Genomic DNA, 23,241 nt, shown 5'->3' on the forward strand with positions numbered 1-23,241 from the left:
ATCCGTGCCTTGTCTTCGTTTCTTTTCTCAATCCTTATTAGGAGCCTGTGTATGAAGCGTTCACTGTTTGCACTGTCGGCCGTCGTCATTGCGGTCGCGCTGGCTGGATGTGGCAAGAAGGCGGACGAAACCCCGGTGGTGAAGATCGGGCACGTCGGCCCGAAGAGCGGCGCCATCGCCCACCTCGGCATCGACAACGAGAACGGCGCCCGCATGGCCATCGATGAGCTCAACGCCAAGGGCGTGACCATCGGCGGCAAGAAGGTCAAGTTCGAGCTGCTGGGCGAAGACGATGCCGGCGATCCGAAGCAGGGCACCGCGGCGGCGCAGAAGCTCGTCGACGCCAAGGTCAACGGCGTGGTGGGCCACCTGAACTCCGGCACGTCCATCCCGGCCTCGAAGATCTACAGCGACGCGGGCATCCCGCAGATCTCGCCGTCGGCCACGAACCCGACCTTCACGCGCCAGGGCTTCAAGACGACGTTCCGCGTCGTGGCCGACGACGTGCACCTCGGTGGCACGCTGGGCCGCTACGCCACGGGCGAACTCAAGGGCAAGCAGATCGCCGTGATCGACGACCGCACGGCCTACGGCCAGGGCGTCGCCGAGGAGTTCCTGAAGGCCGCCACGGCCTCGGGCGGCACCATCGCCTCGCGCCAGTTCACCAACGACAAGGAAAAGGACTTCAGCTCCATCCTGACCGCCATCAAGGCCACGAAGCCCGACGTCATCTTCTTCGGCGGCATGGACGCCGTGGGCGGCCCGATGCTGCGCCAGATGAAGCAGCTGGGCATCGAGGCCAAGTACATGGGCGGCGACGGCATCTGCACGGGTGAACTGCCGAACCTGGCCGGCGGCGGCCTCGTGAAGGGCAACGTCGTCTGCGCCGAAGCGGGCGGTGTCGAAGGTGAACAGAAGGCCGGCATGGAGGACTTCAAGAAGCGCTACAAGGAGAAGTTCAACATCGACGTCAAGCTGTACGCCCCGTACGTCTACGACGCCGTCAACGTGCTGGTCGAAGCCATGGTCCGTGCCGACTCCGCCGACCCGGCGAAGTACCTGCCGGAAGTGGGCAAGACCAACTACAAGGGCGTGACCGGCCAGATCGCCTTCGACGAGAAGGGCGACATCAAGAACGGCGCGCTCACGCTGTTCACGTTCGATGGCGACAAGCGGGAACAGATCGCCGTCGTGCGCTGATCCCCGAGTTCCTTCGGGACACGAAAGGCCGCCTTCGGGCGGCCTTTTTTCTGCGCTCCGGGCCTTGACCTTGCGACGGGGGCAAGGTTTACGATGCGCCGGTCGCCCTCACTCTGGTAACCTCGCCGCCGTGAAGTTCCTCCGCCTCTGGTTCCTGGTCCTGCTCGCCGTGCTGCTCCCCGTCCGGGGCGCCATGGCCGCGACCATGCCGTGCATGCCCGCGGGCGCAGGCGGCCATGCCGAGGTGGTCGTGACGGGCCATGTCGAGGCGCACGCCCATCACGAGGGCATGGACCACGGGCACGATGCCCAGGTCCACGAGCCCACCCCCGACCCCCAGCCCGGCCATGGCCACGCGTCCCAGGACAAGTGCAACATGTGCTCGGCGTCCTGCTCCTCGCCCCCGCTGGCGGGCAGCTTCCCGGCGATCGACGGCCCCGTGGTGCTGAGCACGGCCACGTTCCCCGCCGTCTCGGCCCCGGCCCCGACGTTCCAGTCGGGCGGCCAGGACCGCCCCCCACGAACCTGCTGACCCGACGAGGCCTCCGCGGGAGGTCCGATGGGGCTCGTGCGTGCGTCCGCTTCGGCGGCCCGCGCGGGCGTTTCCCGGCTGCGGTTTCGCCGCGCCGATGACTCACATGGTTTCCCACAATGCACAACCTTTCGATGGTGCGGCGCGCCGTCGCCGCATCGGCCGTGCTCGTGCTCGCCGGCTGCGCCTCGTTCTCGCCGGACGGCGGGGCCGCCCGCGTGTCCGAACTGACGGCCGCCCGCACCGGGCACCCGGTCACGCTTCAGCGCACCGAGGCCGACGTCGACACGGCCACCCGGCGTGTCGCCGAGCTCCTGAAACAGCCCCTGACCCCTGACAGCGCGGTCGAGGTCGCGCTGCTGAACCACCGCGGCCTCCAGGCCGCCTTCGCCGAACTGGGCATCGCCGAGGCGGACCGCGTGCGCGCGGGCCGCCTGGCCAACCCCACCTTCACCTTCGGGCGCCTGAGCGGCGGCGGTGTCACCGAGATCGACCGCACGGTGATGTTCAACGTGCTGGGCCTGCTGACCCTGCCGCTCGCGAACGACGTGGCGCAGCGCCAGCTGGCGCAGGTGCAGGTCCGCGCCGCGTCCGATGCGGTGGGGGCCGCGGCCGAGGCGCGCAAGGCGTTCTTCGGCGCCATCGCGGCGCAGGACCTCGCGAGGTACCACGAGCAGGTCAAGGACGCGGCGGACACGTCCAGCGAACTTGCCCGCCGCATGCAGGCCGCCGGCAACTTCAGCAAGCTCGCCCGCCTGCGCGAGCAGTCGTTCCAGGTCGATGCCACGGCCAACCTGGCGCGGGCCCGGCACCGGGCCGTGGCCGAACGCGAACGGCTGGTGCGTGCGCTGGGGCTCTCGGGCGACCAGCTCGCCTTCACGCTGCCGGCGCGCCTGCCCGACCTGCCGGCCGCCCCGCTCGATGCCCGCAACGCCGAGCAGACCGCCATCGACCAGCGCCTGGACGTGCTGATGGCCCGGCGCGAGGCCGAGGCCACGGCGAAATCGCTCGGTCTGACCCGCGGCACACGCTTCGTCAACGTGCTCGAGGCCGGCTACGCCAACAAGAGCCAGACCGGCGAGCCGCGGCAGAACGGCTTCGAGATCGAGCTGGAGCTTCCGCTCTTCGATTTCGGCGCGACCCGCACGGCGCGCGCCGAGGCGACCTACATGCAGGCGGTGCATCGCACCGCCGAGGTCGCGGCGAACGCGCAGTCGGAAGTGCGCGAGACGTACTCGGCCTACCGCACCGCGTACGACCTCGCGAAACACTACCGCGACGAAGCCGTGCCGCTGCGCCAGCGCATCTCCGAGGAGAACCTGCTCCGCTACAACGGAATGCTCGCGAGCGTGTTCGAGCTGCTCGCCGATGCCCGCGACCAGGTCGGCACGGTGACCGCCGCCATCGAGGCGCTGCGCGACCACTGGATCGCCGAGACCGACCTGCGCACCGCGATGACGGGCCGCTCGCCCGGCGCCTCGCCCGCCATGGCTCCGACCCGCGACGCCGCGGCCGGGCAGGGTGGCCACTGAAAGACGACGACATGACGAACCGCAGAACCTTCTTCAAGTCCGCTGGTGCCACGTTCCTCGGCGCCGCCGCGGTCAGCCGCGCCGGCGCGGCGCTGCTGCCGGAAGCCCCCGTGTCGGCCTCGGCGGCCACGCAACCGCCTCCGCTCCCGCCGAACGGCCGGCCCTTCAACCCGATCGTCACGCTCAACGGCTGGTCGCTGCCGTGGCGCATGAAGGACGGCGTCAAGGAGTTCCACCTCGTCGCGGAACCCGTCGTGCGCGAGATCGCCCCCGGCATGACGGCGAACCTGTGGGGCTACAACGGCTCCAGCCCGGGCCCGACGATCGAGGCCGTCGAGGGCGACCGCGTCCGCATCTTCGTGACCAACAAGCTGCCGGAGGTCACCACCGTCCACTGGCACGGCGTGCTGCTGCCGTCGGGCATGGACGGCGTGTCGGGCCTCACCCAGCCGCCCATCGGCGTCGGCAAGACCTTCATGTACGAGTTCGTGCTGCAGCGCCCGGGCACGCACATGTACCACCCGCATGCCGACGAGATGGTGCAGATGGCGATGGGCATGATGGGCCTGTTCATCATCCACCCGAAGGACCCGAGGCAGCACCGCGTCGACCGCGACTTCGGCTTCATGCTCAACGCCTACGACATCGAACCGGGCAGCGCCACGCCGCGGGTCAACACGATGCTCGATTTCAACCTGTGGACCTGGAACAGCCGCGCATTCCCGGGCATCGACCCGTTCGTCGCGCGCACCGGGGACCGCGTGCGCATCCGGGTGGGCAACCTGACGATGACGAACCACCCCATCCACATGCACGGGCCGCACTTCGAGGTCACGGGCACCGACGGGGGCTGGGTGCCGAAGAGCGCGCGCTGGCCCGAGGTGACGACCGACGTCGCGGTGGGCCAGATGCGGGCCTTCGAGTTCGACGCTCTGGCGGGCGACTGGGCCATCCATTGCCACAAGAGCCACCACACGATGAACGCGATGGGCCACGACGTGCCGACCATGATCGGCGTCGACCAGGGCGACCTCGCGAAGAAGATCGCGAAGCTGGTCCCCAACTACATGGCCATGGGCGACAAAGGCATGCACGACATGGCGGAGATGGAGATGCCGCTGCCCGACAACACGCTGCCGATGATGACCGGCACCGGGCCGTTCGGACCCATCGGCATGGGCGGCATGTTCAGCGTGGTCAAGGTGCGCGACGACGTCGCGCGCGGGGACTTCAGGGACCCCGGCCCGTACCGGCATCCGGCCGGGACCCTCGCGAGCGAATACACCGCCGAGGTGCCCGAACCCGCCCGCGCCACCCCGGCGAAAGCCGGTCCCGGCACCTCGAACGTTCGCAAGCCCGGCGGCCACGCCGGCCATCATTGATTGAAGGAGAACCCATGAAGAACATGCTGAAGGCGATCGCCGCGTCGGCGCTGGCCCTGACCGCGCTGGCGGTCCGGGCGCACGGCGCCGAGGAACACGGCGGGACGCGCCGCTTCGACCCCGCCAAGGTCGAGGCCACCGACTTCGGGCAGGAGGGCGACCCCGCGAAGGTCACGCGGACCCTCGACGTGGGCATGGCGGACACCATGCGCTTCACCCCGGCCGGGATCGTGGTGAAGCGCGGCGAGACCGTCCGCTTCGTCGTGCGCAACGACGGCCAGGTGCTGCACGAGATGGTGCTGGGCACGAAACAGGCGATCGCCGACCACGCCGCGTTGATGAAGAAGTTTCCCGAGATGGAACATGCCGATGCGAACATGGCCCACGTGAAGCCGGGCCAGCGCGGCGAGATCGTCTGGCGGTTCACGAAGGCCGGCGAGTTCCAGTTCGCGTGCCTGCAGCCGGGCCACTTCGAGGCCGGCATGGTCGGCAAGGTGACCGTGCGATGAGGCGGCGCCACCTTCTCTCCGCCGTGGCGGCCGGTGCCCTGGCGTGCGCGTTGCCGGTCCGGGCCGCGAAGGCACTGCCCCGCGTGGACGTCTACAAGAGCCCCTCGTGCGGATGCTGCACGGCCTGGGTCGAACACCTGAAGGCGGCCGGCTTCCCGGTGAACGTCGTCGAGGTCGACGACACCACCGCCATGCGCCGGCGCCATGGCCTTCCGGAGCGCTTCGGAAGCTGCCACACCGGGATCGTCGGCGGCTACGTCGTCGAGGGCCACGTGCCTGCGGCCGAGGTCAAGCGCCTGCTGGTGCTCAAGCCCCGCGCCATCGGGATCGCCGTGCCCGGCATGCCGCCCGGTTCGCCCGGCATGGAAGTCGGCGGCCGCCAGGACCCGTACGACGTCTTCCTCATCGACACGCACGGCCGCGAGACCGTCTTCGCCCACTACCCCAAGTCCTGAAGGAGTTCCCCATGAAATCCCTGTCCATCCTCGCCGCCGCCGTGCTGGCCGCGGCTTCCGGCGCGTGGGCGCAGGCCCCGGCCGACGACCACCCGGCACACCACGCCGCGCCACCCGCCTCGGCGGCCACCGCGGCGCCTTCGAGCGAGGGCGAGGTCCGCAAGATCGACCTCGCGCAAGGCAAGGTGACCTTGCGCCACGGGCCGCTGCAGAACCTCGACATGCCCGGGATGACGATGGTCTTCAAGGCCGCGGACCCCAGGCTGCTCGACGGCCTGAAGGAAGGCGACAAGGTCCGCTTCACGGCGGAGAAGCGGGATGGCGTCTTTGCCGTGACGGCCCTCGAACGGAAGGAATAGACGCGGCCCGCCTCGTGCTTTTGGCGTTAGAGTGCCGGGACCCATGAGCACGAGAACCCCTTCCGACGCCGCGGCCCGCGCCGCCGACCTCCGCGACCAGCTCCGCGAGCACGCGCACCGTTACTACGTGCTCGACGAGCCGAGCATTCCCGACGCCGAGTACGACCGGCTGTTCCAGGCGCTGCAGGCGATCGAGGCCGAACACCCCGAGCTGCTGACACCCGACTCGCCCACGCAGCGGGTGATCGGCCAGGTGCTCGACGGCTTCACGCCGGTGCGTCACACGGTGCCCATGCTCAGCATCCGCACCGAGACCGACACCGAGGCCACCGGCGCGCTGGCGTTCGACGCCCGCGTGCGCAAGGAACTGGGCCTGGCGCCCGACGCACCGCCGGTCGAATACGCGGCCGAACTGAAGTTCGACGGCCTGGCCATCAACCTGCGCTACGAACAGGGCGTGCTGGTCCAGGCCGCCACGCGCGGCGATGGCGAGAAGGGCGAGGACGTCACCCAGAACATCCGCACCATCGCGCAGATCCCGCTGCGCCTGAAGGGCTCCGTGGCGCCGGTGATCGAGGTGCGCGGCGAGGTCTACATGCGCCGCGACGACTTCGATGCGCTCAACGAACGCCAGCGCGAGCTGATCGCGCACGGCGCGAAGAACGAGAAGACCTTCGTCAACCCGCGCAACGCCGCCGCCGGCGCGGTGCGCCAGCTCGACCCCGCCATCGCGCGCAAGCGGCCGCTGAGCTTCTTCGCGTACGGCCTGGGCGACGTGCAGGGCTGGGACATCCCGCCCACGCACAGCGGGCTGCTCGACGCGCTGCAGGCCTTCGGCCTGCCGGTCGACCGGCAGCGCGAGGTGGTGGCCGGCGCCGAGGGCCTGGTGGCCTTCCACAAGCGCATCGGCGAGGCCCGCGATGCGCTGCCGTTCGACATCGACGGCGTGGTCTACAAGGTCAACGACCGGGTGCTGCAGCAGAAGCTCGGGTTCGTCTCGCGCGAGCCGCGCTGGGCCGTGGCCCACAAGTACCCGGCGCAGGAACAGATGACGATTCTGCGCGACATCGACATCCAGGTGGGCCGCACCGGCAAGCTCACGCCGGTCGCCAAGCTCGAGCCGGTGTTCGTGGGCGGCACCACGGTCAGCAACGCCACGCTGCACAACGAGGACGAGACGCGGCGCAAGGACGTGCGCGTGGGCGACACCGTGATCGTGCGGCGCGCGGGCGACGTGATTCCCGAGGTGGTGGGCGTGGTGCTCGACCGCCGGCCGGCCGACGTGGGCGAGCCGTTCGACCTCTACAAGAAGCTCGAAGGCAAATGCCCCGTGTGCGGCAGTGGCATCGCGCGCGACGAAGGCGAGGCCAACTGGCGCTGCAGTGGCGGGCTGTTCTGCGCGGCCCAGCGCAAGCACGCCATCCTGCACTTCGCGAGCCGCCGGGCCATGGACGTGGAAGGTCTCGGCGACAAGCTCGTCGAGCAGCTGGTGGACGGCGGCCTCATCCGCACGCTGCCCGAGCTCTACAAGCTCGGCATCGCGAAGCTCACGGCGCTCGAGCGCATGGGCGACAAGAGCGCGCTGAACCTGCTCGACGGGCTCGAGCGCAGCAAGCAGACCACGCTCGCGCGTTTCCTCTTCGCGCTCGGCATCCGCAACGTGGGCGAGACCACCGCGAAGGACCTGGCCCGCCACTTCGGCCAGCTCGACCGCCTGCTCGACGCCACCGTGGAGCAGCTGCTGGAGGTGCCCGACGTGGGCCCCATCGTGGCCGAGAGCATCCGCACGTTCTTCGACCAGCCGCACAACCGCGAGGTGGTCGAGCAGCTGCGCGCCGCGGGCATCACGTGGGAGGAGAGCGACGGCACCGCCGACCTCTCGCCGAAACCCTTCGCCGGCAAGACCTTCGTGCTCACCGGCACACTGCCCGAGTGGTCCCGCGACGAGGCCCAGGCGGCCATCGAGGCTGCGGGTGGCAAGGTGAGCGGGTCGGTCTCGAAGAAGACCCACTTCGTCGTGGCCGGCGAGGAGGCCGGCAGCAAGCTGCAGAAAGCCCTCGACAACGGCGTGCCGGTGATCGACGAGGCCGGCCTGCGCGAGATGCTGAAGGCCGGTGGCCGCTGAACCGAAAGGAACCCCCGTGGCGGTGAGAGAGATCCTGAAGATGGGCGACCCGCGGCTGCTGCGCATCGCGCAGCCCGTGCGCGCGTTCGACACCCCCGAGCTGCATGCGCTGGTGGCCGACATGTTCGACACCATGCACGCGGCCAACGGTGCGGGCCTCGCCGCACCGCAGATCGGCATCGACCTGCAGCTCGTGATCTTCGGCTTCAAGAAGACCGACCGCTATCCCGACGCACCGCCGGTGCCCGAGACGGTGCTGCTGAACCCGGTGATCACGCCGCTGTCGGACGCCGAGGAGGACGGCTGGGAAGGGTGCCTGTCCGTGCCGGGCCTGCGCGGCATCGTGCCGCGGTACAGCCGCATCCGCTACACCGGCGTCGACCCGTACGGCGCCCCCATCGACCGGGAGGCCGACGGGTTCCATGCGCGGGTGGTGCAGCACGAGTGCGACCACCTGATCGGCAAGCTGTACCCGATGCGGGTGCGCGACTTCAGCAAGTTCGGCTTCACGAGCGTGCTGTTCCCGGGCCTCGACCCGTCCGACGACGACTGAGCCCACGCATTTGGCGAGCGTTGTCGCCGGTTGGCGACAAAAGTCGTGTCAGCCGCGGCACCTCGGTGCGCGTTGATCCGGAACCCTTCCGTCTCGGATGCCTCCAACGGCTGCTGGAACCTGATGAACACGATGAGACTTCCCTCGCTCCGCCCGGCCTTCTTCTGGTTGAGCCTGCTGCTGCTCTGTGCGCTCGCGGCAGGGCCCGTGCGTGCGCAGGACACCGCCTCGGAGGCCGACCCGCCGGGCCGCGTCGGCCGGCTGGCCGAGGTCGAGGGCGAGGTCTGGGTCTACGACAACGAAGAGAGCGAGTGGGTGGAGGCCGCGCGCAACCGCCCGATCACCACCGGCGACCGGCTCTCGTCGTCCGGCAGCGGCCGTGCCGAGGTGCGCGTCGGCACGAGCATCCTGCGCATCGGCCGGAACACCGAACTCGAGGTCACCGCACTCGACGACGACCATTTCACCGTGCGCCTGCACAACGGCGACGTGGCCGCGCGGCTGCGCTCGCGCGAGTCGGCGCAGGACTTCCTGCTGGTGACCTCCGAAGGCGGGTTCGCGCCCGAACGGGCCGGCAGCTACCGGTTCACGCGGGACGACGACACCACCGACGCCACCGTGCAGTCGGGCCAGCTGCAGCTGAAGGTGCAGGACGCCGGCGTGACGGTGAAGGCCGGCCAGCGCTACCGCTTCTGGCAGGACCGCGGCACGCAGTTCGAACTCGCCGAACCGGGCCGTGACGACTTCGACGACTGGGTGGCGGCACGCGACGACCGGGAAGACCGCAGCGTCTCGACCCGCTATGTGTCGGCCGAGATGACCGGCGTCGAGGACCTGGACCGCTACGGCCGCTGGGAACAGGACCCCGAGTACGGCGCCCTGTGGATCCCGCGCGACGTGGCCCCGGGCTGGGCGCCGTACCGCGTCGGGCACTGGGTGTGGATCAGCCCGTGGGGCTGGACCTGGGTGGACGACGCCCCCTGGGGCTTCGCGCCGTTCCACTACGGCCGCTGGGTTTCGCGCCGCGACGTGTGGTGCTGGGTGCCGGGCGCCTACGTGGCTCGGCCCGTGTATGCCCCCGCGCTCGTGGCGTGGGTGGGCGGCCCCGGGGTGAGCGTGTCGATCGGTGTCGGGCGCCGCCCGGCGCCCATGGTGGGCTGGTTCCCGCTGGGTCCGCGCGAGGTCTACGTGCCGGGGCACCGATACAGCCCGCACTACATGCGTCACATCAACGGCAACCAGGTGCCGACGAACTTCGACTTCAACCCGTGGGTGCGCGACCCGCGCCACGCCGTGGAGTCCGGACGCTACCGGTACCGCGACCTGCCCGGCGCGGTGACCATCGTCCCGCGCCAGGTGGTGGAGCGCCGCCAGCCGGTGGGCCCGGCCATCGTCGGCATCGGCGGGCGTCCGCTGCCCGGCCTCGCGCCGGGGCGCCCGCGTCCCGACGCACCGGTGAACCCCGGCGGCCGGCCGCCCATGATGGGCCAGCGTCCGTCGCCGCAGGTGGGCTTCATCCCCCCGGCACCGGGTGCCGGCGGTGACCGCTACGGCGCCCCGCGGTTCGGCCGCGACGAACGGCGCGACAACGACGGCCGCGGGCGAGGGGAGGTCATCCGGCCGCAACCCCAGCCGCAGGTGCAGCAACCTCAACCGGTGCCGCAGCAGCAGCCCCAACCCCAGCCGCGCCCGGTCTGGGGCGGCAACTCGCGGGACGAGCGTTGGCAGGGCACCCCACGCGACGAACGCTGGCAGCAGGCGCCGTTGCGCCCGATACCGCAGCCGGGTTTCTCGTCGCAGCAGCCTCAACCGCAACCGCAACAGCAGCCGCCACGGTGGTCCTCGCGCGACGAGAACGACGGCCGTCACGGGGGCGGTGCTTGGGGCGGTGGGCGCCCGCAGCCACCCCAGCAGCAGATGCCGGCCCAGCCGCAGCCCCCGGTGCAGATGCCGCGTCCGCAGCCGCCGAACATGCAGACGGCCGTGCCGCGTCCCCAGCCTCAGCCTCAACCCCAGGTGCAACCGCAGCCGCAACCCCAGCAGCAGCCGGGCTTCCGCGAACCGCCGCGGGGCGGTGGCAACCCGCAGAACCGCGACGACGGCGCGCGCCATCGCCGCGTCGACTGACCGCCGGCGCCTGTCTCCCCGCGGCGGGTCGTCAGCGCAGCAGCGGCTTCAGCGCCGGCCACACGTTGGCCAGCATCGTCGGGTGGGCCGACTCCTTCGGGTGGATGCGGTCGGCCTGGAAGTTGGCCTCGGCGTTGGGCACGTCGGCCACGCCCTTCAGCAGGAACGGCACCAGCGCCGCCTGCTGGTCCTGGGCGACGCCCGTGAACACCGCGTGGAAATCTTCCGCGTACTTGCGGCCGTAGTTCGGGGGCATCTGCATGCCCACCACCACGACCCGTGCGCCGGCCTCGCGCGAGCTGCGGGCCATCGCCGTGAGGTTGTCCCGGGTCATCGACAGCGGCAGGCCGCGCAGCGCGTCGTTGGCACCCAGCTCGAGGATCACGATGTCGGGCGCGTGGCGCTTGATCAGCGCCGGCAGGCGCGAGCGGCCGCCCGACGTGGTGTCGCCGCTGATGCTCGCGTTGACGACGGTGGCGCCGATCTTCTCCTGCACGAGCTGCTGCTCGAGCAGCGCGACCCAGCCCTTGCCGCGGGTGAGGCCGTACTCGGCCGACAGGCTGTCGCCGAGCACGAGGATCACGGGCGCGTGCCGCGCGGGAGAGGCCGCCCGGAGCCCCGGCGCGGCCACGGCGAGGCCAAGCAGGGTACATTGCCTGAGCCACGTCCTGCGGGTGGTGTCTTTTTTCATTCCTGACCTCGATCTTCCATGTCCGATCCCATCATTGCCGTCGAGCACGTGACCAAACAAGTGCAGGACACCAGCGGTCTGCTGACGATTCTCCATGACATCGACTTCCAGCTGGAAGCCCATGAGTCGGCGGCCATCGTGGGCGCATCCGGTTCGGGCAAGAGCACGCTCCTGTCGATCATCGCGGGCTTGGACACGCCTTCGAGCGGAACGGTTCGCCTCGCCGGCACCGATTTGTTCGCGATCGGCGAGGACGAGCGTGCCGCGGTGCGCGCCGCGCGAGTGGGTTTCGTGTTCCAGAGCTTCCAGCTGCTCGGCAACCTCAACGCGCTGGAGAACGTGATGCTGCCGCTGGAGCTGCAGGGCAGGGCGGATGCCCGGGCGCTCGCCACCGAGATGCTCAAGCGCGTGGGCCTGGGCGAGCGGCTGACGCACTACCCGAAGGTGCTGTCCGGCGGCGAGCAGCAGCGTGTGGCGCTGGCCCGGGCGTTCGTGGTGCGGCCCGCCGTGCTGCTGGCCGACGAGCCCACGGGCAGCCTCGACTTCGCGACGGGCGAACGCGTGATGGAGCTGATGTTCGAGCTGAACCGCGAGGCGGGCACGACGCTGGTGCTCGTCACGCACGACCGGAGCATCGCGGCGCGGTGCGACCGGCAGTTGCGCATCGAGGCGGGGCGGCTGGACCTGCCGGTTCCGGTGCTCTGACGCAACGGCCTTCCCAAAACGAGTCATCCCGGCGGAAGCCGGGACCCAGGGCATGCGCCGAAGGTCCCGGCCTGCGCCGGGATGACAGTGTGTCGAGGCGAGATCAGTTCGTCTGGAACTTGTAGTCCGTCTTGGACTTCGCCTTGATCTGGTCGCGGAACTCGGTCAGCTTGATCTGGTTCAGGCGCTGCTGGATCTGCGGCTTCACTTCCTCGAGCGACGGCGGCTGCGATTCGCGCGTGTCTTCCAGCTTGATGACGTGGTAGCCGAACTGGCTCTTGACCGGCTCCTGCGTGGTTTCGCCCTTCTTCAGCTTCGTGAGCGCGGCCGAGAACTCGGGCACGTACGAGTTCGGGTTGGCCCAGTCGAGGTCGCCGCCGTTGGCGCCCGATCCCGGGTCCTTCGAGAGCTTCTTCGCCAGGTCCTCGAACTTCGCGCCGCCCTTGAGCTTCGCGATGATGTCCTTGGCCTCGTCTTCCTTCTCGACCAGGATGTGGCGGGCGCGGTATTCGCTGCCGCCGGCCTGGGCCTTGAACTTGTCGTACTCGGCCTGGATGTCGGCGTCGGTGACCGGGTTCTTCTTCTGGAAGTCGGTGAAGAGTTCGCGGATCAGGATGCCCTGGCGCGCCAGTTCGATCTGGTCGCGGTATTCCTTCGTGGTGGACAGGCCGCGCTTGACGGCTTCCTGCACGAACATCTCGCGCAGCACGACCTCGTCGCGCACCTGCGCTTCGAGCTCGGGGGTGCGCGGCTGCTGGCCCTGGCGGGTGGCCTGCTGAAGCAGCACGTCGGCGCGCGATTGCGGAACGGGCTTGCCGTTCACGGTCGTGATGTTCTGCGCCTGGGCCGCGAGCGGGCTCAGCAGCGAAACAGAGGTCGCGAGCAGCGCGGCGCGGGCGACAACGGACAGCTTCTTCTTCATGGGCATCGAGCCTTTCAAGGGGGAAGTCGGTGAGGGGAGCCTGACGGCAGCCGCGAGACGGACCCGGTCGGGACGTTCACGGTGCGGACGATGGTGATCGGTCAGCTTTCGCCCGGGGCGCGGGCATCGATGGCGAGCGCGTGGATGCCGCGCGGAATCAAGGATTGGAGCGCATCATAAACGAGCCGATGGCGCTTCACGCGTGACAATTGGTTGAAGCGCGAACTGACGATCGTGACGTGGAAGTGCCGTCCCTCGCGTGCACCGGCATGACCGGCGTGCAGGTGGCTGTCGTCGCGCACCTCGAGGGATTCGGGGGCCAGCGCCTCGCGCAGCGCGGCGTCGATCTCGGAACGGTCGACGGGCATCTCAGGCGGCGTCCTTGTGCGCCTCGGCGTCGGCCGGCGGTGCGTCGTCCTTCAGGTGCTTGCCGAGGTACAGGCCCTGCGCCACCATGAACACCAGCATCAGGCCCGTGATGCCGAAGAGCTTGAAGTTGACCCACGTGGCCGTTTCGAAGCTGTAGGCCACGTACAGGTTCAGCAAGCCCATCAGGCCGAAGAAGCCCACCCACGCGAAGTTGAGCCGCTGCCACACGCCGGGCGGCAGCTCGAACTGCCCGCCCATCAGCGCCTGCACGAGGTTCTTGCGGAAGAAGGCCTGGCTGACCCAGAAGGCGAGGCCCATGAACCAGTAGAGGCCGGTGGGCTTCCACTTGATGAACGTGTCGCTGTGGAACCAGACGGTGGCCGCGCCCAGCACCGTGACGAGCGCGAGGCTCACCCACAGCATCATGTGCACCTTCTGCCGCCGCGCGAGCATGTACGCCACCTGGGCCAGCGTGGCGACGACCACCACCACCGTGGCCAGCAGCACCGGCGCCTCGTTCGGCCCGACGACCCCGCCCGACACCATGAACCCGAGGTGTTCGCTCGCGAACGCGGCGGCCCACTCCTTGTGGCCCTCGCCATACTTGAAGACGGCGAAGAAGAGGACGATGGGCAGGAAGTCGAGAAGCAGTTTCATCGGGCAGGCCGGTGGCTCATTTCGGGGCGAAGTCTATCGCGGCGGAGTTGATGCAGAAACGCTCGCCGGTCGGCTCCGGGCCATCGGGGAACACGTGGCCGAGGTGCGAGCCGCAATTGTTGCACCTCACCTCGACACGCACCATGCCGTGGCTGTGGTCGACGACCCGTTCGACCACTTCGCTGTTGACCGGTTCCCAGTAGCTGGGCCAGCCGCAGCCGGCGTCGAACTTGGTGGCCGATTCGAACAGCGGCGTGCCGCAGCCGATGCAGTTGTAGTGGCCGTCCTTGAAGTGGTCCCAGTACTTGCCGGTGAAGGCCCGTTCGGTGGCGGCGTGGCGTGCGACCTCGTACTGGATGGGGTCGAGCTGCGCTCGCCATTCCGCATCGGTCTTCCGGACCTTGCGGGGCTTGTCGTCTGCGGTACTCATGATGAACAGGACACCTCGATCTGTTGGGCCCAATCGGGCGGGAAATCGGCATAGGCCGAACGGTCCGGCTGTTCGTCGAACGGGCGTGCAAGAAGGTCACGCAGCCGCTCGACTTCCGCGAAGTCGCCGTTCCGCGCGTCACGGATGGCGACCTCGGCCAGGTGGTTCCGGAGGATGTACTTGGGGTTGACCCGGTTCATCCGCAAGGCCCGCTCGGCATCCACCGAGCCTTCGGCGGCGAGCCGGTCGCGGTAGCGCACCGCCCAGGCATCGAACGCCTCGCGGTCGACGAACAGGTCGCGCACCGCGTCGTTGCGGGCACCCGCAGCGGTGTCGAACGTCGACAGGCGGCGGAACGCGATGGTGTAGTCGGTGGCGTCCTTCGCCATGAGGGCGAAGAGGTCCTCGATCAGGCGGTGGTCTCCGTCGTCGCGGGTGGCCAGGCCCAGCTTGGCGCGCATGCGGGCCATGGCGGCGTCCGGGAAGGCGGTCTTGTAGACGTCGAGGGCGGCGAGCGCGGCCTCGCTGTCGCCGATGAGGGGCATCAGCCCCTGGGCCAGCGCGTGCAGGTTCCAGAACGCCACGTTGGGCTGGCGCACGTAGGCGTAGCGGCCCTGCTGGTCCGAGTGGTTGCACACGTGGCCCGGCACGAAGGCGTCGAGGAAGCCGAACGGGCCGTAGTCGATCGTGAGCCCGAGGATCGACATGTTGTCCGTGTTCATCACGCCGTGGCAGAAGCCCACGGCCTGCCAGTCGGCCATCAGCGACGCGGTGCGTTCGGCCACGGTGCGCAGCAGGGCCACGTACGGCTGGGCCTCGTCGCGGCACTGCGGGTACTGCGTGTCGATGACGAAGTCGGCGAGGCGGCGCAGCGCCTCGGGGTCGTCGGCCGTGTGGGCGAAATGCTCGAAGTGGCCGAAGCGGATGAACGTGGGCGCCACGCGCAGCACCACGGCGGCCGTCTCGACCTCCTCGCGGCGCACCGGCAGGCGCGAGCCGGTGATGCTCAGCGCACGGGTGGTGGGGATGCCCAGGCCCGCCATGGCCTCGGAGCACAGGAATTCGCGGACGGACGAGCGCAGCACGGCGCGCCCGTCGCCCATGCGGGAGTAGGGCGTGAGGCCGGCGCCCTTGAGTTGCAGCTCCATGGGGCCGGCGGGGGTGTCGATCTCGCCCAGCAGGTGTGCGCGGCCGTCGCCGAGCTGGCCGGCCCACACGCCGAACTGGTGCCCGCTGTAGACGCTGGCGAGCGGCTGCATGCCGGGGGCCACGAGATTGCCGGCAAGGGCCTGCAGCATGGCTTCGTCGGCGGGGCGCTGCCCGGGCAGCCCGAGCAGTCGGGCGCACTCGGGGCTCCAGGCGACCCAGTACGGATCGGGCATGCCCTGGGGCGGGAGCAGGGTGAAGAAGTCAGGTCCCAGGGTGTGGAACCGGTTGGGCCAGCGCGCGCCGGCGAACGGGCCCGTGGCATCGACAACGGCATTCATCCGACAAGTGTAGCCAGCGGGCGGCACCGCCTTCCTCATAAGGGTAAACCGAAAGGTCCGCACCGCAGGGGCGTTCCTATGATCAGAACGTCGCAGACCACCGCCTACCGGAGAACACCACCATGCCGCGCTTGATGGGCCAGATGATGCAGACCCCCCTGATGATCTCCTCGCTGATCGTGCACGCCGCGCGTCACGCAGGCGACACCGAGATCGTGTCGAAACGGGCCGAGGGGGACCTCCACCGCTACACCTACCGCGATGCGGAGTTGCGCTCCCGCAAGGTGGCGCAGGCGCTCGCGCGGCTCGGCTGCGTCGCGGGCGACCGGGTGGGCACGCTCGCGTGGAACGGGTACCGCCATTTCGAGCTGTACTACGGCACGTCCGGCTCGGAGCTCGTGTGCCACACGATCAACCCGCGCCTGTTCCCCGAGCAGATCGCGTGGATCGTCAACGACGCGAAGGACCAGGTGCTGTGCTTCGACCTGACCTTCCTGCCGCTCGTCGAGAAGCTCGCCACGCTGCTGCCCACGGTGAAGCACTTCGTGCTGATGACCGACCGCGCCCACATGCCGGCGCAGACCGCCGTGCCGAACCTCCTCTGCTACGAGGAGCTGGTGGACGCCGAGGACGGCCAGTACGCCTGGCCCGAGTTCGAGGAGAACACCGCCTCCAGCATCTGCTACACGTCGGGCACCACGGGCAACCCGAAGGGCGCCGTGTACTCCCACCGCTCCAGCGTGCTGCACGCGTTCGCGGCCGCGCTGCCCGACTCGCTCGGCTGCTCGGCGAAGGACACCATCCTGCCGGTCGTCCCGATGTTCCACGTCAACGCCTGGGGCCTGCCGTACGCGTGCCCGCTGGTGGGCGCGAAGCTCGTGTTCCCGGGGCCGCACCTCGACGGCAAGTCGCTGTACGAACTGTTCGAGTCCGAGAAGGTGACGTTCAGCGCGGGCGTGCCCACCGTGTGGCTGGGCCTGCTGACCTACGTGCAGAAGAACGACCTGAAGTTCTCGACGTTCAAGCGCACCGTGATCGGCGGCTCGGCGTGCCCGCCAGCGATGTTCGACGCGCTCGAGAACGACTACGGCGTGGAGGTCATCCACGCGTGGGGCATGACCGAGATGTCGCCGCTCGGCACGGTGGCCAAGCTCAACTCGAAGCACCGCGACGCCGACCGCGCCACGCGCCGCAAGCTGCTGCTGACGCAGGGCCGGGCGGTGTACGGCGTCGACATGATGGTGATCGACGACGACCACAAGCCCGTGAAGTGGGACGGTGTCTCGTCGGGCAACCTCGTCGTGCGCGGCCCGTGGGTCATCGACACCTACTTCCAGCAGCCGGGGTCGCCGCTGCTGAAGATCGACGGCCGCACGTGGTTCCCGACGGGCGACGTGGCCGCCATCGACGAGAACGGCTTCATGCAGATCACCGACCGCAGCAAGGACGTCATCAAGTCGGGTGGCGAGTGGATCAGTTCGATCGACATCGAGAACATCGCGATGTCGCATCCGGCGGTCCACGAGGCCGCCGCGATCGCCTGCCGGCACCCCAAATGGGACGAGCGTCCACTGTTGGTGGTGGTGCCGAAACCGGGCGCCACCGTCACGCGGGAAGAACTGCTTTCGTTCTTCGACGGCCGCATCGCCAAATGGCAGATCCCAGACGATGTCGCCTTCGTGACAGAGCTGCCGCACACGGCCACCGGCAAGCTCCTGAAGCTCAAGTTGCGCGACCAGTTCAAGGACCACCAACTCCCATCTGTGTGAGGGAAACGACAACAGAGTGAACGGGTGTGCGTTTTCGGGTACTCCCTAGAACGCACACCAGTCCTTTCACGCTATCGTCCAGCGATTACAGAGATTTTTACAAGGAGATCTGAATGAAGCTGGTGAAGAACATGTTGGCCGCGGCCGCGACCTCCGCGCTACTCCTGGGCGCTGGCGGTGCCTACGCGCAGGCCGGGGAGACGGTCCGCATCGCCGTGATCGACCCGCAGTCGGGTCCGTTCGCCAACATCGGCCTCAACATCCTGCACACGCTGCAGTTCCTCGCGGAACGCGACGGCGGCAAGAACAACCCGGCCGGCGTGAAGTTCGAGATGGTGCCGTTCGACAACAAGATGTCGGGCCCGGAAAGCCTGAACGTGCTGAAGGCCGCCATCGACCAGGGCATCCGCTACGTGGTGCAGGGCGGCTCGGGCTCCGGCGTGGCCGGCGCGCTGATCGACGCCATCAACAAGCACAACGAACGCAACCCCGGCAAGGAAGTCGTCTACCTGAACTACGCCGCGGTGGACCCCGACCTCACCAACAGCAAGTGCAGCTTCTGGCACTTCAGCTTCGACGCCAACACGGTGATGAAGATGGAAGCCATCGGCACCGCCATCAAGGACGACAAGAACGTCAAGAAGGTCTACCTGCTGAACCAGAACTACGGCCACGGCCAGCAGGTCACCAAGTACGCCAAGGAAATCCTGGCGCGCAAGGCCCCGAACGTGCAGATCGTCGGTGAAGAGCTTCACCCGTTCGGCCAGGTGAAGGACTTCGCCCCGTACATCGCCAAGATCAAGGCGTCGGGCGCCGACACCATCATCACCGGCAACTTCGGCAACGACCTGTCGCTGGTGTTCAAGGCCGCGAAGGACGCCGGCCTCGACGTCAACTTCTACACCTACTACGCCGGCGCCGCGGGCACGCCCACGGCCATCGGCAACACCGGCCTCGGCAAGATCAAGTTCGTGTACCCCACGTACTCGAACCTGCCGTCGAAGGAGTACCAGGACCTGTTCAAGGCCTTCGGCCAGAAGTTCCCGAACGAGTCGTTCGCCACCTCCCCGGCCTACAACATCTTCAAGGCACTGCCGCTGGCGATGGCCAAGGCCAAGTCCACCGACCCGGTGAAGGTCGCGAAGGCCATGGAGAACCTCACCTTCAAGAGCTTCACGGGTGACGTGACCATGCGCGGCAGCGACCACCAGCTGCAGCAGCCGCTGTACCTGGCCACGTGGAACAAGGTCGATGCCAAGAATCCGATCGACATCGAGAAGACCGGCAACACCTGGACGATGGAAAAGACGTTCGAGTCGTACATCTCGAGCACGCCCACCACGTGCCAGATGAAGCGTCCGGCCTGATCCTCCGTTGAGACCGCAGGCCGGGCGGCGTGTTGGCCGCCCGGCCTGCTTTTCCATGGCAGGCCCGCTTCGTTGGGGAGCGGGTCCGCCGTGATGATGCGCGATGCACGTCCGGGATGAACGGGTGTCGCGGCCCTGACTGCGACACGCCGAAAAAGCGTGCACCCTTGGCGTTTGTTCTGCCCCGGGAAACGCGCGTCTCCACGCACAATGTGCACGGTCGTCAAATCGCGCGGTCATCTTTCGAAACGGCCTTCACCGGCCCGCGTTCATCGGTCTCGTGACCGTGGCGTGTTTTCCAATTCAGTCATTCTGGGGACGCGATGGAGTTCTTCACCATATCGCTGCTGAACGGCGTCAGCTACGGGCTGCTGCTGTTCCTTCTGAGTTCGGGGCTCACCCTGATCATGAGCATGATGGGCGTGCTCAACTTCGCGCACGCGAGCTTCTACATGCTCGGTGCTTACCTCGCGTACCAGGTCTCCGCGTGGATCGGCTTCTGGCCGGCGCTGCTCATCTCGCCGCTGGTCGCGGCGCTGATCGGCGGGGCATTCGAGCGCTACTGCCTGCGCCAGGTGCACAAGTTCGGGCACGTCTCCGAACTGCTCGTGACGGTCGGGCTGTCCTTCCTGATGCTCGAGATCGTTCAACTCATCTGGGGCCGCGCCCCGGTCGACTACCGCATCCCGGCCGAGCTCGACGGTCCGCTGTTCACCCTCTTCGGCAGCCAGTTCCCCATCTACCGCGGGTTCATGATGGGCGTGTCGATCGTGATGCTCGTGTCCATCTGGTTCTTGCTGGCGCGCACCCGCATCGGCCTCGTGATCCAGGGCGCGCTGACGCACCCCGACATGGTCGAGTCGCTGGGCCACAACGTGCCGCGCGTGTTCATGATGGTGTTCGGCGGCGGGGTGGCCCTCGCGGCGCTGGCCGGCGTGATCGGTGGCAACGCCTACGCCACCGAGCCCGGCATGGCGGTCTCGGTGGGCAACATCATCTTCGTGGTGGTGGTGGTGGGTGGCATGGGGTCGCTGGGCGGGGCGTTCATCTCGTCGCTGCTGATCGGCATCCTGACCACCTTCGCCGTCTCCCTCGACTACTCCCTCGTCGACCTGTTCCGCCTGGTCGGCACGCAGTTGACGCCGTCCTCGCCGGGGTACTCGGTGCTCGGGCTGAAGCTCTCGCAGGTGGCGCCGCTGCTGCCGTACCTGCTGATGGTGCTGATGCTGATCTTCCGCCCGAAGGGCCTGATGGGCACGCGCGAGGGCTGAACGACATGAGCACCACACACTACTCCTTCAAGCCGCTGAACCTCGGCCGCATCCTCGTCTGGGGCGGCTTCGCGCTGCTGCTGCTCGTGGCCCCGCTGATCTTCAAGAGCGGCCTCGCGCTGACCATGCTCTCGCAGATCGGGTACATGATCATCATCCTGCTCAGCTACAACCTGCTGCTGGGCAACGGCGGCATGCTGAGCTTCGGCTACGCCGTCTACACGGGCCTCGGGGCCTTCTGCACCGTGCATGTCCTGAACAAGATCGGGGCGGGAACGTTCGGGCTGCCGGTGAGCCTCGTGCCGCTGGTGGGCGGGCTCGGTGGCATGGCCGTCGCCATCGTGCTCGGCTGGGTGTCCACCAAGAAGGCTCAGAACACCTTCGCGATGATCACGATGGGCGTCGGCGAACTCATCTTCGCAATGACGCTGATGTTCCCCGAAGTGTTCGGCGGAGAAAGCGGGATCAGCACCAACCGGGTCGTGGGCGATGCCGTGTTCGGCATCACCTACGGGCCGCAGATCCAGCTGTACTACCTGATCGCGGTGTACTGCTTCATCTGCACGGGCCTGATGTTCATGTTCTCGGCCACGCCGCTCGGACGCATGCTCAACGCCGTGCGCGACAACCCCGAGCGTGTGCAGTTCGTGGGCTACAACACCCAGGTGGTGCGCTACATCGCCTTCATCATCGCCGGCTTCTTCGCCGGCATCGGCGGCGGGCTGTTCGCACTGAACTTCGAGCTGGTGCAAGGCTCGGCCGTCAACGGCCTGGTGTCGGCCTGGTACCTGCTGTTCACCTACATCGGTGGCGCGCTGTTCTTCTTCGGTCCCATCATCGGCGCCGTGCTGTCGGTCCTCGTCGGCATCCTGCTTTCAGAGGTCACGAAGGCCTGGGCGCTGTACCTCGGCATCGTCTTCGTGCTGGTCGTGATGTTCGCCCCCGGCGGGGTCTCCGGCATCGTCATGTTGAACCTGCGGGTGGTCGCGTTCAAGAAGTTCAACCGCCTCTGGAAGCCGTACCTCGCGCTGCTGGCCACCGTGCCGGTGCTCGTGCTGGGCGGCGCCTCGCTCGTCGAGATGCTGTACCACAAGCAGATCAACGCGGAGATGAACCCTGTCTTCAAGTACCTGGGCTTCCAGCTCGACGTCAATCAGCCGGGCGACTGGATCATCGGGGCCGTGGTCACGGCGGTCGGCGCCGTGCTCTTCGAGATCGCGCGCCGCTACTTCAAGCGCCACTGGGACAGCGCCCAGGAAGAGATCCAAGCCATCATCCGCATCAAGGAGGCCGCATGAGTGGCAAACCCGGCGCGCCGTTCGCCCTCGAGCTCGACAACGTCCGCAAGAGCTTCGGCAAGACCGAGATCATCCGCGGCGCCAACATCCAGGTGAAGGCCGGTGAACGTGTGGCCGTGATCGGCCCGAACGGTGCGGGCAAGTCCACGCTGTTCAACCTGATCAGCGGCCGCTTCGGCCTGAGCAGCGGCGAGATCCGCCTGCACGGCGAACGCATCGACGGCCAGAAGCCCTACGAGATCAACCGCAAGGGCCTCGCGCGCAGCTTCCAGGTGTCCAACCTGTTCGTGAAGCTGTCGGTGTTCGAGAACATCCGCTGCGCGGTGCTGTGGTCGCTCGGCTACAAGTACGTGTTCTGGAAGTTCCTGTCCAACCTGCGTGACGCGAACGAACGCACCGAGCAGATCATGTCGATGATCAAGCTCGAGAAGAAGCGCGACGTGCTGGCCATGAACCTCACGTACGCCGAACAGCGCGCGCTCGAGGTGGGCCTCACCATCGCCGGTGGTGCCAGCGTCATCCTGCTCGACGAACCCACCGCGGGCATGAGCAACGCCGAGACGCACCGCTTCATCGAACTGATCCGCGAGATCACCGTGGGCAAGACCCTGCTGACCGTGGAGCACGACATGGGCGTGGTGTTCGGCCTGGCCGACAAGATCGCCGTGCTCGTGTACGGCGAGGTGATCGCGTTCGACACCCCCGAAGCCGTGCGCGCGAACCCGCGCGTGCAGGAAGCCTACCTCGGCTCGGTGCTGGCCGAAAAGCAAGCCGCAGGAGTGCACTGACCATGTTGAAGCTGAAGGACGTTCACGCCTACTACGGCAAGAGCCACATCCTGCACGGGGTGTCGATGGACGTGAAGCCGGGCGAGATCGTGAGCCTGCTGGGCCGCAACGGCTCGGGCCGTTCCACCACCGTGAAGGCGGTGATGGGCCTCGTGTCCAGCCAGGGCTCGGTGCAGTGGAACAACCAGGAGCTGCTCGGCAAGAAGCCGTTCGAGATCGCCCACTGCGGACTCGGCTACGTGCCGGAGAACCGCGACATCTTCCCGAAGATGAGCGTGCACGAGAACCTCGTGCTGGGCCAGAAGGGCGGCAAGAAGAAGCCGCGCTGGTCGTTCGATGACATGTACCGGATGTTCCCGCGCCTGAAGGAGCGCCAGCACGTCGAGGCCGGCGTGCTGTCGGGCGGCGAGCAGCAGATGCTCACGCTGTGCCGCACGCTGATGGGTGACCCCGACCTGATCATGATCGATGAGCCCACCGAGGGCCTCGCGCCCAAGATCGTCGAACTGGTGGGCGAGTACCTGAAGGAACTGCGCCGCCGCGGCATCTCGGTGCTGCTGGTCGAGCAGAAGCTCACCATCGCGCTCGAGGTGTCCGAGCGCTGCTACGTGATGGGCCACGGCCAGATCGTGTTCGAAGGGTCGCCCGCCGACCTTCGTGCGAACACGGCCATTCGCAAGGAGTGGCTGGAGGTCTGACAATCCCTGGCACCG

At 68.2% G+C, this 23,241-nt stretch carries 23 protein-coding genes; 17 read left to right on the forward strand and 6 right to left on the reverse strand.

What is annotated here, in order from left to right:
- Positions 1–51 precede the first annotated feature (51 nt).
- From A4W93_RS13610 to A4W93_RS13655, 10 genes are all read left to right on the forward strand, one after another.
- Positions 52–1,200, forward strand: a complete 1,149-nt coding sequence (locus tag A4W93_RS13610) for a branched-chain amino acid ABC transporter substrate-binding protein (RefSeq protein ID WP_085751119.1) — start codon at positions 52–54, stop codon at positions 1,198–1,200.
- A gap of 130 nt (positions 1,201–1,330) precedes the next feature.
- On the forward strand, positions 1,331–1,732 hold the full coding sequence (locus tag A4W93_RS13615) for a DUF2946 family protein (RefSeq protein ID WP_085751120.1): 402 nt from the start codon (positions 1,331–1,333) through the stop codon (positions 1,730–1,732).
- A gap of 119 nt (positions 1,733–1,851) precedes the next feature.
- Entirely contained in the window at positions 1,852–3,264 is a 1,413-nt protein-coding gene (locus tag A4W93_RS13620; protein WP_085751121.1) for a TolC family protein, read from the forward strand.
- An 11-nt stretch (positions 3,265–3,275) separates the two neighbouring features.
- Positions 3,276–4,646 (forward strand): multicopper oxidase family protein, encoded by a 1,371-nt coding sequence (locus A4W93_RS13625; protein ID WP_085751122.1) that lies wholly within the window; start codon positions 3,276–3,278, stop codon positions 4,644–4,646.
- A gap of 14 nt (positions 4,647–4,660) precedes the next feature.
- Positions 4,661–5,155 carry a cupredoxin domain-containing protein gene (locus A4W93_RS13630; protein WP_085751123.1) on the forward strand — a complete coding sequence of 165 codons (495 nt, stop codon included), beginning with the start codon at positions 4,661–4,663 and terminating at the stop codon, positions 5,153–5,155.
- A complete protein-coding gene (locus A4W93_RS13635) occupies positions 5,152–5,610 on the forward strand; it encodes a DUF411 domain-containing protein (protein ID WP_085751124.1) in 459 nt (152 codons plus the stop codon). Before A4W93_RS13630 ends, A4W93_RS13635 begins: the two co-directional genes overlap by 4 nt.
- Positions 5,611–5,621: 11 nt before the next feature.
- The gene (locus tag A4W93_RS13640; RefSeq protein ID WP_085751125.1) at positions 5,622–5,969 is read left to right on the forward strand and encodes a copper-binding protein; all 348 of its coding nucleotides are present in this window, start codon (positions 5,622–5,624) and stop codon (positions 5,967–5,969) included.
- A 43-nt stretch (positions 5,970–6,012) separates the two neighbouring features.
- Positions 6,013–8,094, forward strand: coding sequence for an NAD-dependent DNA ligase LigA (gene ligA, locus A4W93_RS13645; RefSeq protein WP_085751126.1), 2,082 nt, complete (start codon positions 6,013–6,015; stop codon positions 8,092–8,094).
- Between the two features lie 16 nt (positions 8,095–8,110).
- Complete coding sequence (gene def, locus A4W93_RS13650; RefSeq protein ID WP_085751127.1) at positions 8,111–8,647, forward strand: peptide deformylase; 537 nt, start codon at positions 8,111–8,113, stop codon at positions 8,645–8,647.
- A 123-nt stretch (positions 8,648–8,770) separates the two neighbouring features.
- Positions 8,771–10,774: a DUF6600 domain-containing protein gene (locus A4W93_RS13655; RefSeq protein ID WP_085751128.1), complete on the forward strand. Its 2,004-nt coding sequence runs from the start codon at positions 8,771–8,773 to the stop codon at positions 10,772–10,774.
- A gap of 31 nt (positions 10,775–10,805) precedes the next feature.
- Here A4W93_RS13655 and A4W93_RS13660 read toward each other — a convergent pair whose 3' ends face one another.
- Positions 10,806–11,465 (reverse strand): arylesterase, encoded by a 660-nt coding sequence (locus A4W93_RS13660; RefSeq protein ID WP_085751129.1) that lies wholly within the window; start codon positions 11,463–11,465, stop codon positions 10,806–10,808.
- Between the two features lie 18 nt (positions 11,466–11,483).
- Between A4W93_RS13660 and A4W93_RS13665 the strand changes: the two genes are divergently transcribed.
- Complete coding sequence (locus tag A4W93_RS13665; protein ID WP_085751130.1) at positions 11,484–12,170, forward strand: ABC transporter ATP-binding protein; 687 nt, start codon at positions 11,484–11,486, stop codon at positions 12,168–12,170.
- Between the two features lie 103 nt (positions 12,171–12,273).
- On the opposite strand, the gene A4W93_RS13670 is transcribed toward A4W93_RS13665, so the two are convergent.
- The 5 genes from A4W93_RS13670 to A4W93_RS13690 form a co-directional block, all read right to left on the reverse strand.
- Positions 12,274–13,092, reverse strand: coding sequence for a foldase protein PrsA (locus tag A4W93_RS13670; protein ID WP_085754160.1), 819 nt, complete (start codon positions 13,090–13,092; stop codon positions 12,274–12,276).
- Positions 13,093–13,193: 101 nt separating this feature from the next.
- The gene (locus A4W93_RS13675) at positions 13,194–13,460 is read right to left on the reverse strand and encodes a BolA family protein (protein ID WP_085751131.1); all 267 of its coding nucleotides are present in this window, start codon (positions 13,458–13,460) and stop codon (positions 13,194–13,196) included.
- Between the two features lies 1 nt (position 13,461).
- The gene (locus A4W93_RS13680) at positions 13,462–14,118 is read right to left on the reverse strand and encodes a septation protein A (RefSeq protein ID WP_085751132.1); all 657 of its coding nucleotides are present in this window, start codon (positions 14,116–14,118) and stop codon (positions 13,462–13,464) included.
- A 16-nt stretch (positions 14,119–14,134) separates the two neighbouring features.
- Positions 14,135–14,548 carry a peptide-methionine (R)-S-oxide reductase MsrB gene (gene msrB / locus A4W93_RS13685; protein WP_085751133.1) on the reverse strand — a complete coding sequence of 138 codons (414 nt, stop codon included), beginning with the start codon at positions 14,546–14,548 and terminating at the stop codon, positions 14,135–14,137.
- Positions 14,545–16,035, reverse strand: a complete 1,491-nt coding sequence (locus tag A4W93_RS13690; protein ID WP_085751134.1) for a protein adenylyltransferase SelO — start codon at positions 16,033–16,035, stop codon at positions 14,545–14,547. The genes msrB and A4W93_RS13690 overlap by 4 nt, the downstream gene beginning before the upstream one ends.
- A 122-nt stretch (positions 16,036–16,157) precedes the next feature.
- Here A4W93_RS13690 and A4W93_RS13695 point away from each other — a divergent pair, with 122 nt between their 5' ends.
- The 6 genes from A4W93_RS13695 to A4W93_RS13720 all read left to right on the forward strand — a co-directional run bounded on the left by A4W93_RS13695 (position 16,158) and on the right by A4W93_RS13720 (position 23,226).
- Positions 16,158–17,804, forward strand: coding sequence for a 3-(methylthio)propionyl-CoA ligase (locus A4W93_RS13695; RefSeq protein ID WP_269466974.1), 1,647 nt, complete (start codon positions 16,158–16,160; stop codon positions 17,802–17,804).
- A 113-nt stretch (positions 17,805–17,917) separates the two neighbouring features.
- Positions 17,918–19,171 carry a branched-chain amino acid ABC transporter substrate-binding protein gene (locus A4W93_RS13700; protein ID WP_085751135.1) on the forward strand — a complete coding sequence of 418 codons (1,254 nt, stop codon included), beginning with the start codon at positions 17,918–17,920 and terminating at the stop codon, positions 19,169–19,171.
- Between the two features lie 323 nt (positions 19,172–19,494).
- On the forward strand, positions 19,495–20,442 hold the full coding sequence (locus tag A4W93_RS13705) for a branched-chain amino acid ABC transporter permease (protein ID WP_085751136.1): 948 nt from the start codon (positions 19,495–19,497) through the stop codon (positions 20,440–20,442).
- Positions 20,443–20,447: 5 nt separating this feature from the next.
- Positions 20,448–21,740, forward strand: a complete 1,293-nt coding sequence (locus tag A4W93_RS13710; RefSeq protein ID WP_085751137.1) for a branched-chain amino acid ABC transporter permease — start codon at positions 20,448–20,450, stop codon at positions 21,738–21,740.
- Positions 21,737–22,528: an ABC transporter ATP-binding protein gene (locus A4W93_RS13715; protein WP_085751138.1), complete on the forward strand. Its 792-nt coding sequence runs from the start codon at positions 21,737–21,739 to the stop codon at positions 22,526–22,528. The genes A4W93_RS13710 and A4W93_RS13715 overlap by 4 nt, the downstream gene beginning before the upstream one ends.
- A gap of 2 nt (positions 22,529–22,530) precedes the next feature.
- Complete coding sequence (locus A4W93_RS13720; protein WP_085751139.1) at positions 22,531–23,226, forward strand: ABC transporter ATP-binding protein; 696 nt, start codon at positions 22,531–22,533, stop codon at positions 23,224–23,226.
- Positions 23,227–23,241 lie beyond the last annotated feature (15 nt).

Origin of the sequence: Piscinibacter gummiphilus (assembly GCF_002116905.1) — a bacterium.
Lineage (GTDB): Bacteria > Pseudomonadota > Gammaproteobacteria > Burkholderiales > Burkholderiaceae_C > Rhizobacter > Rhizobacter gummiphilus.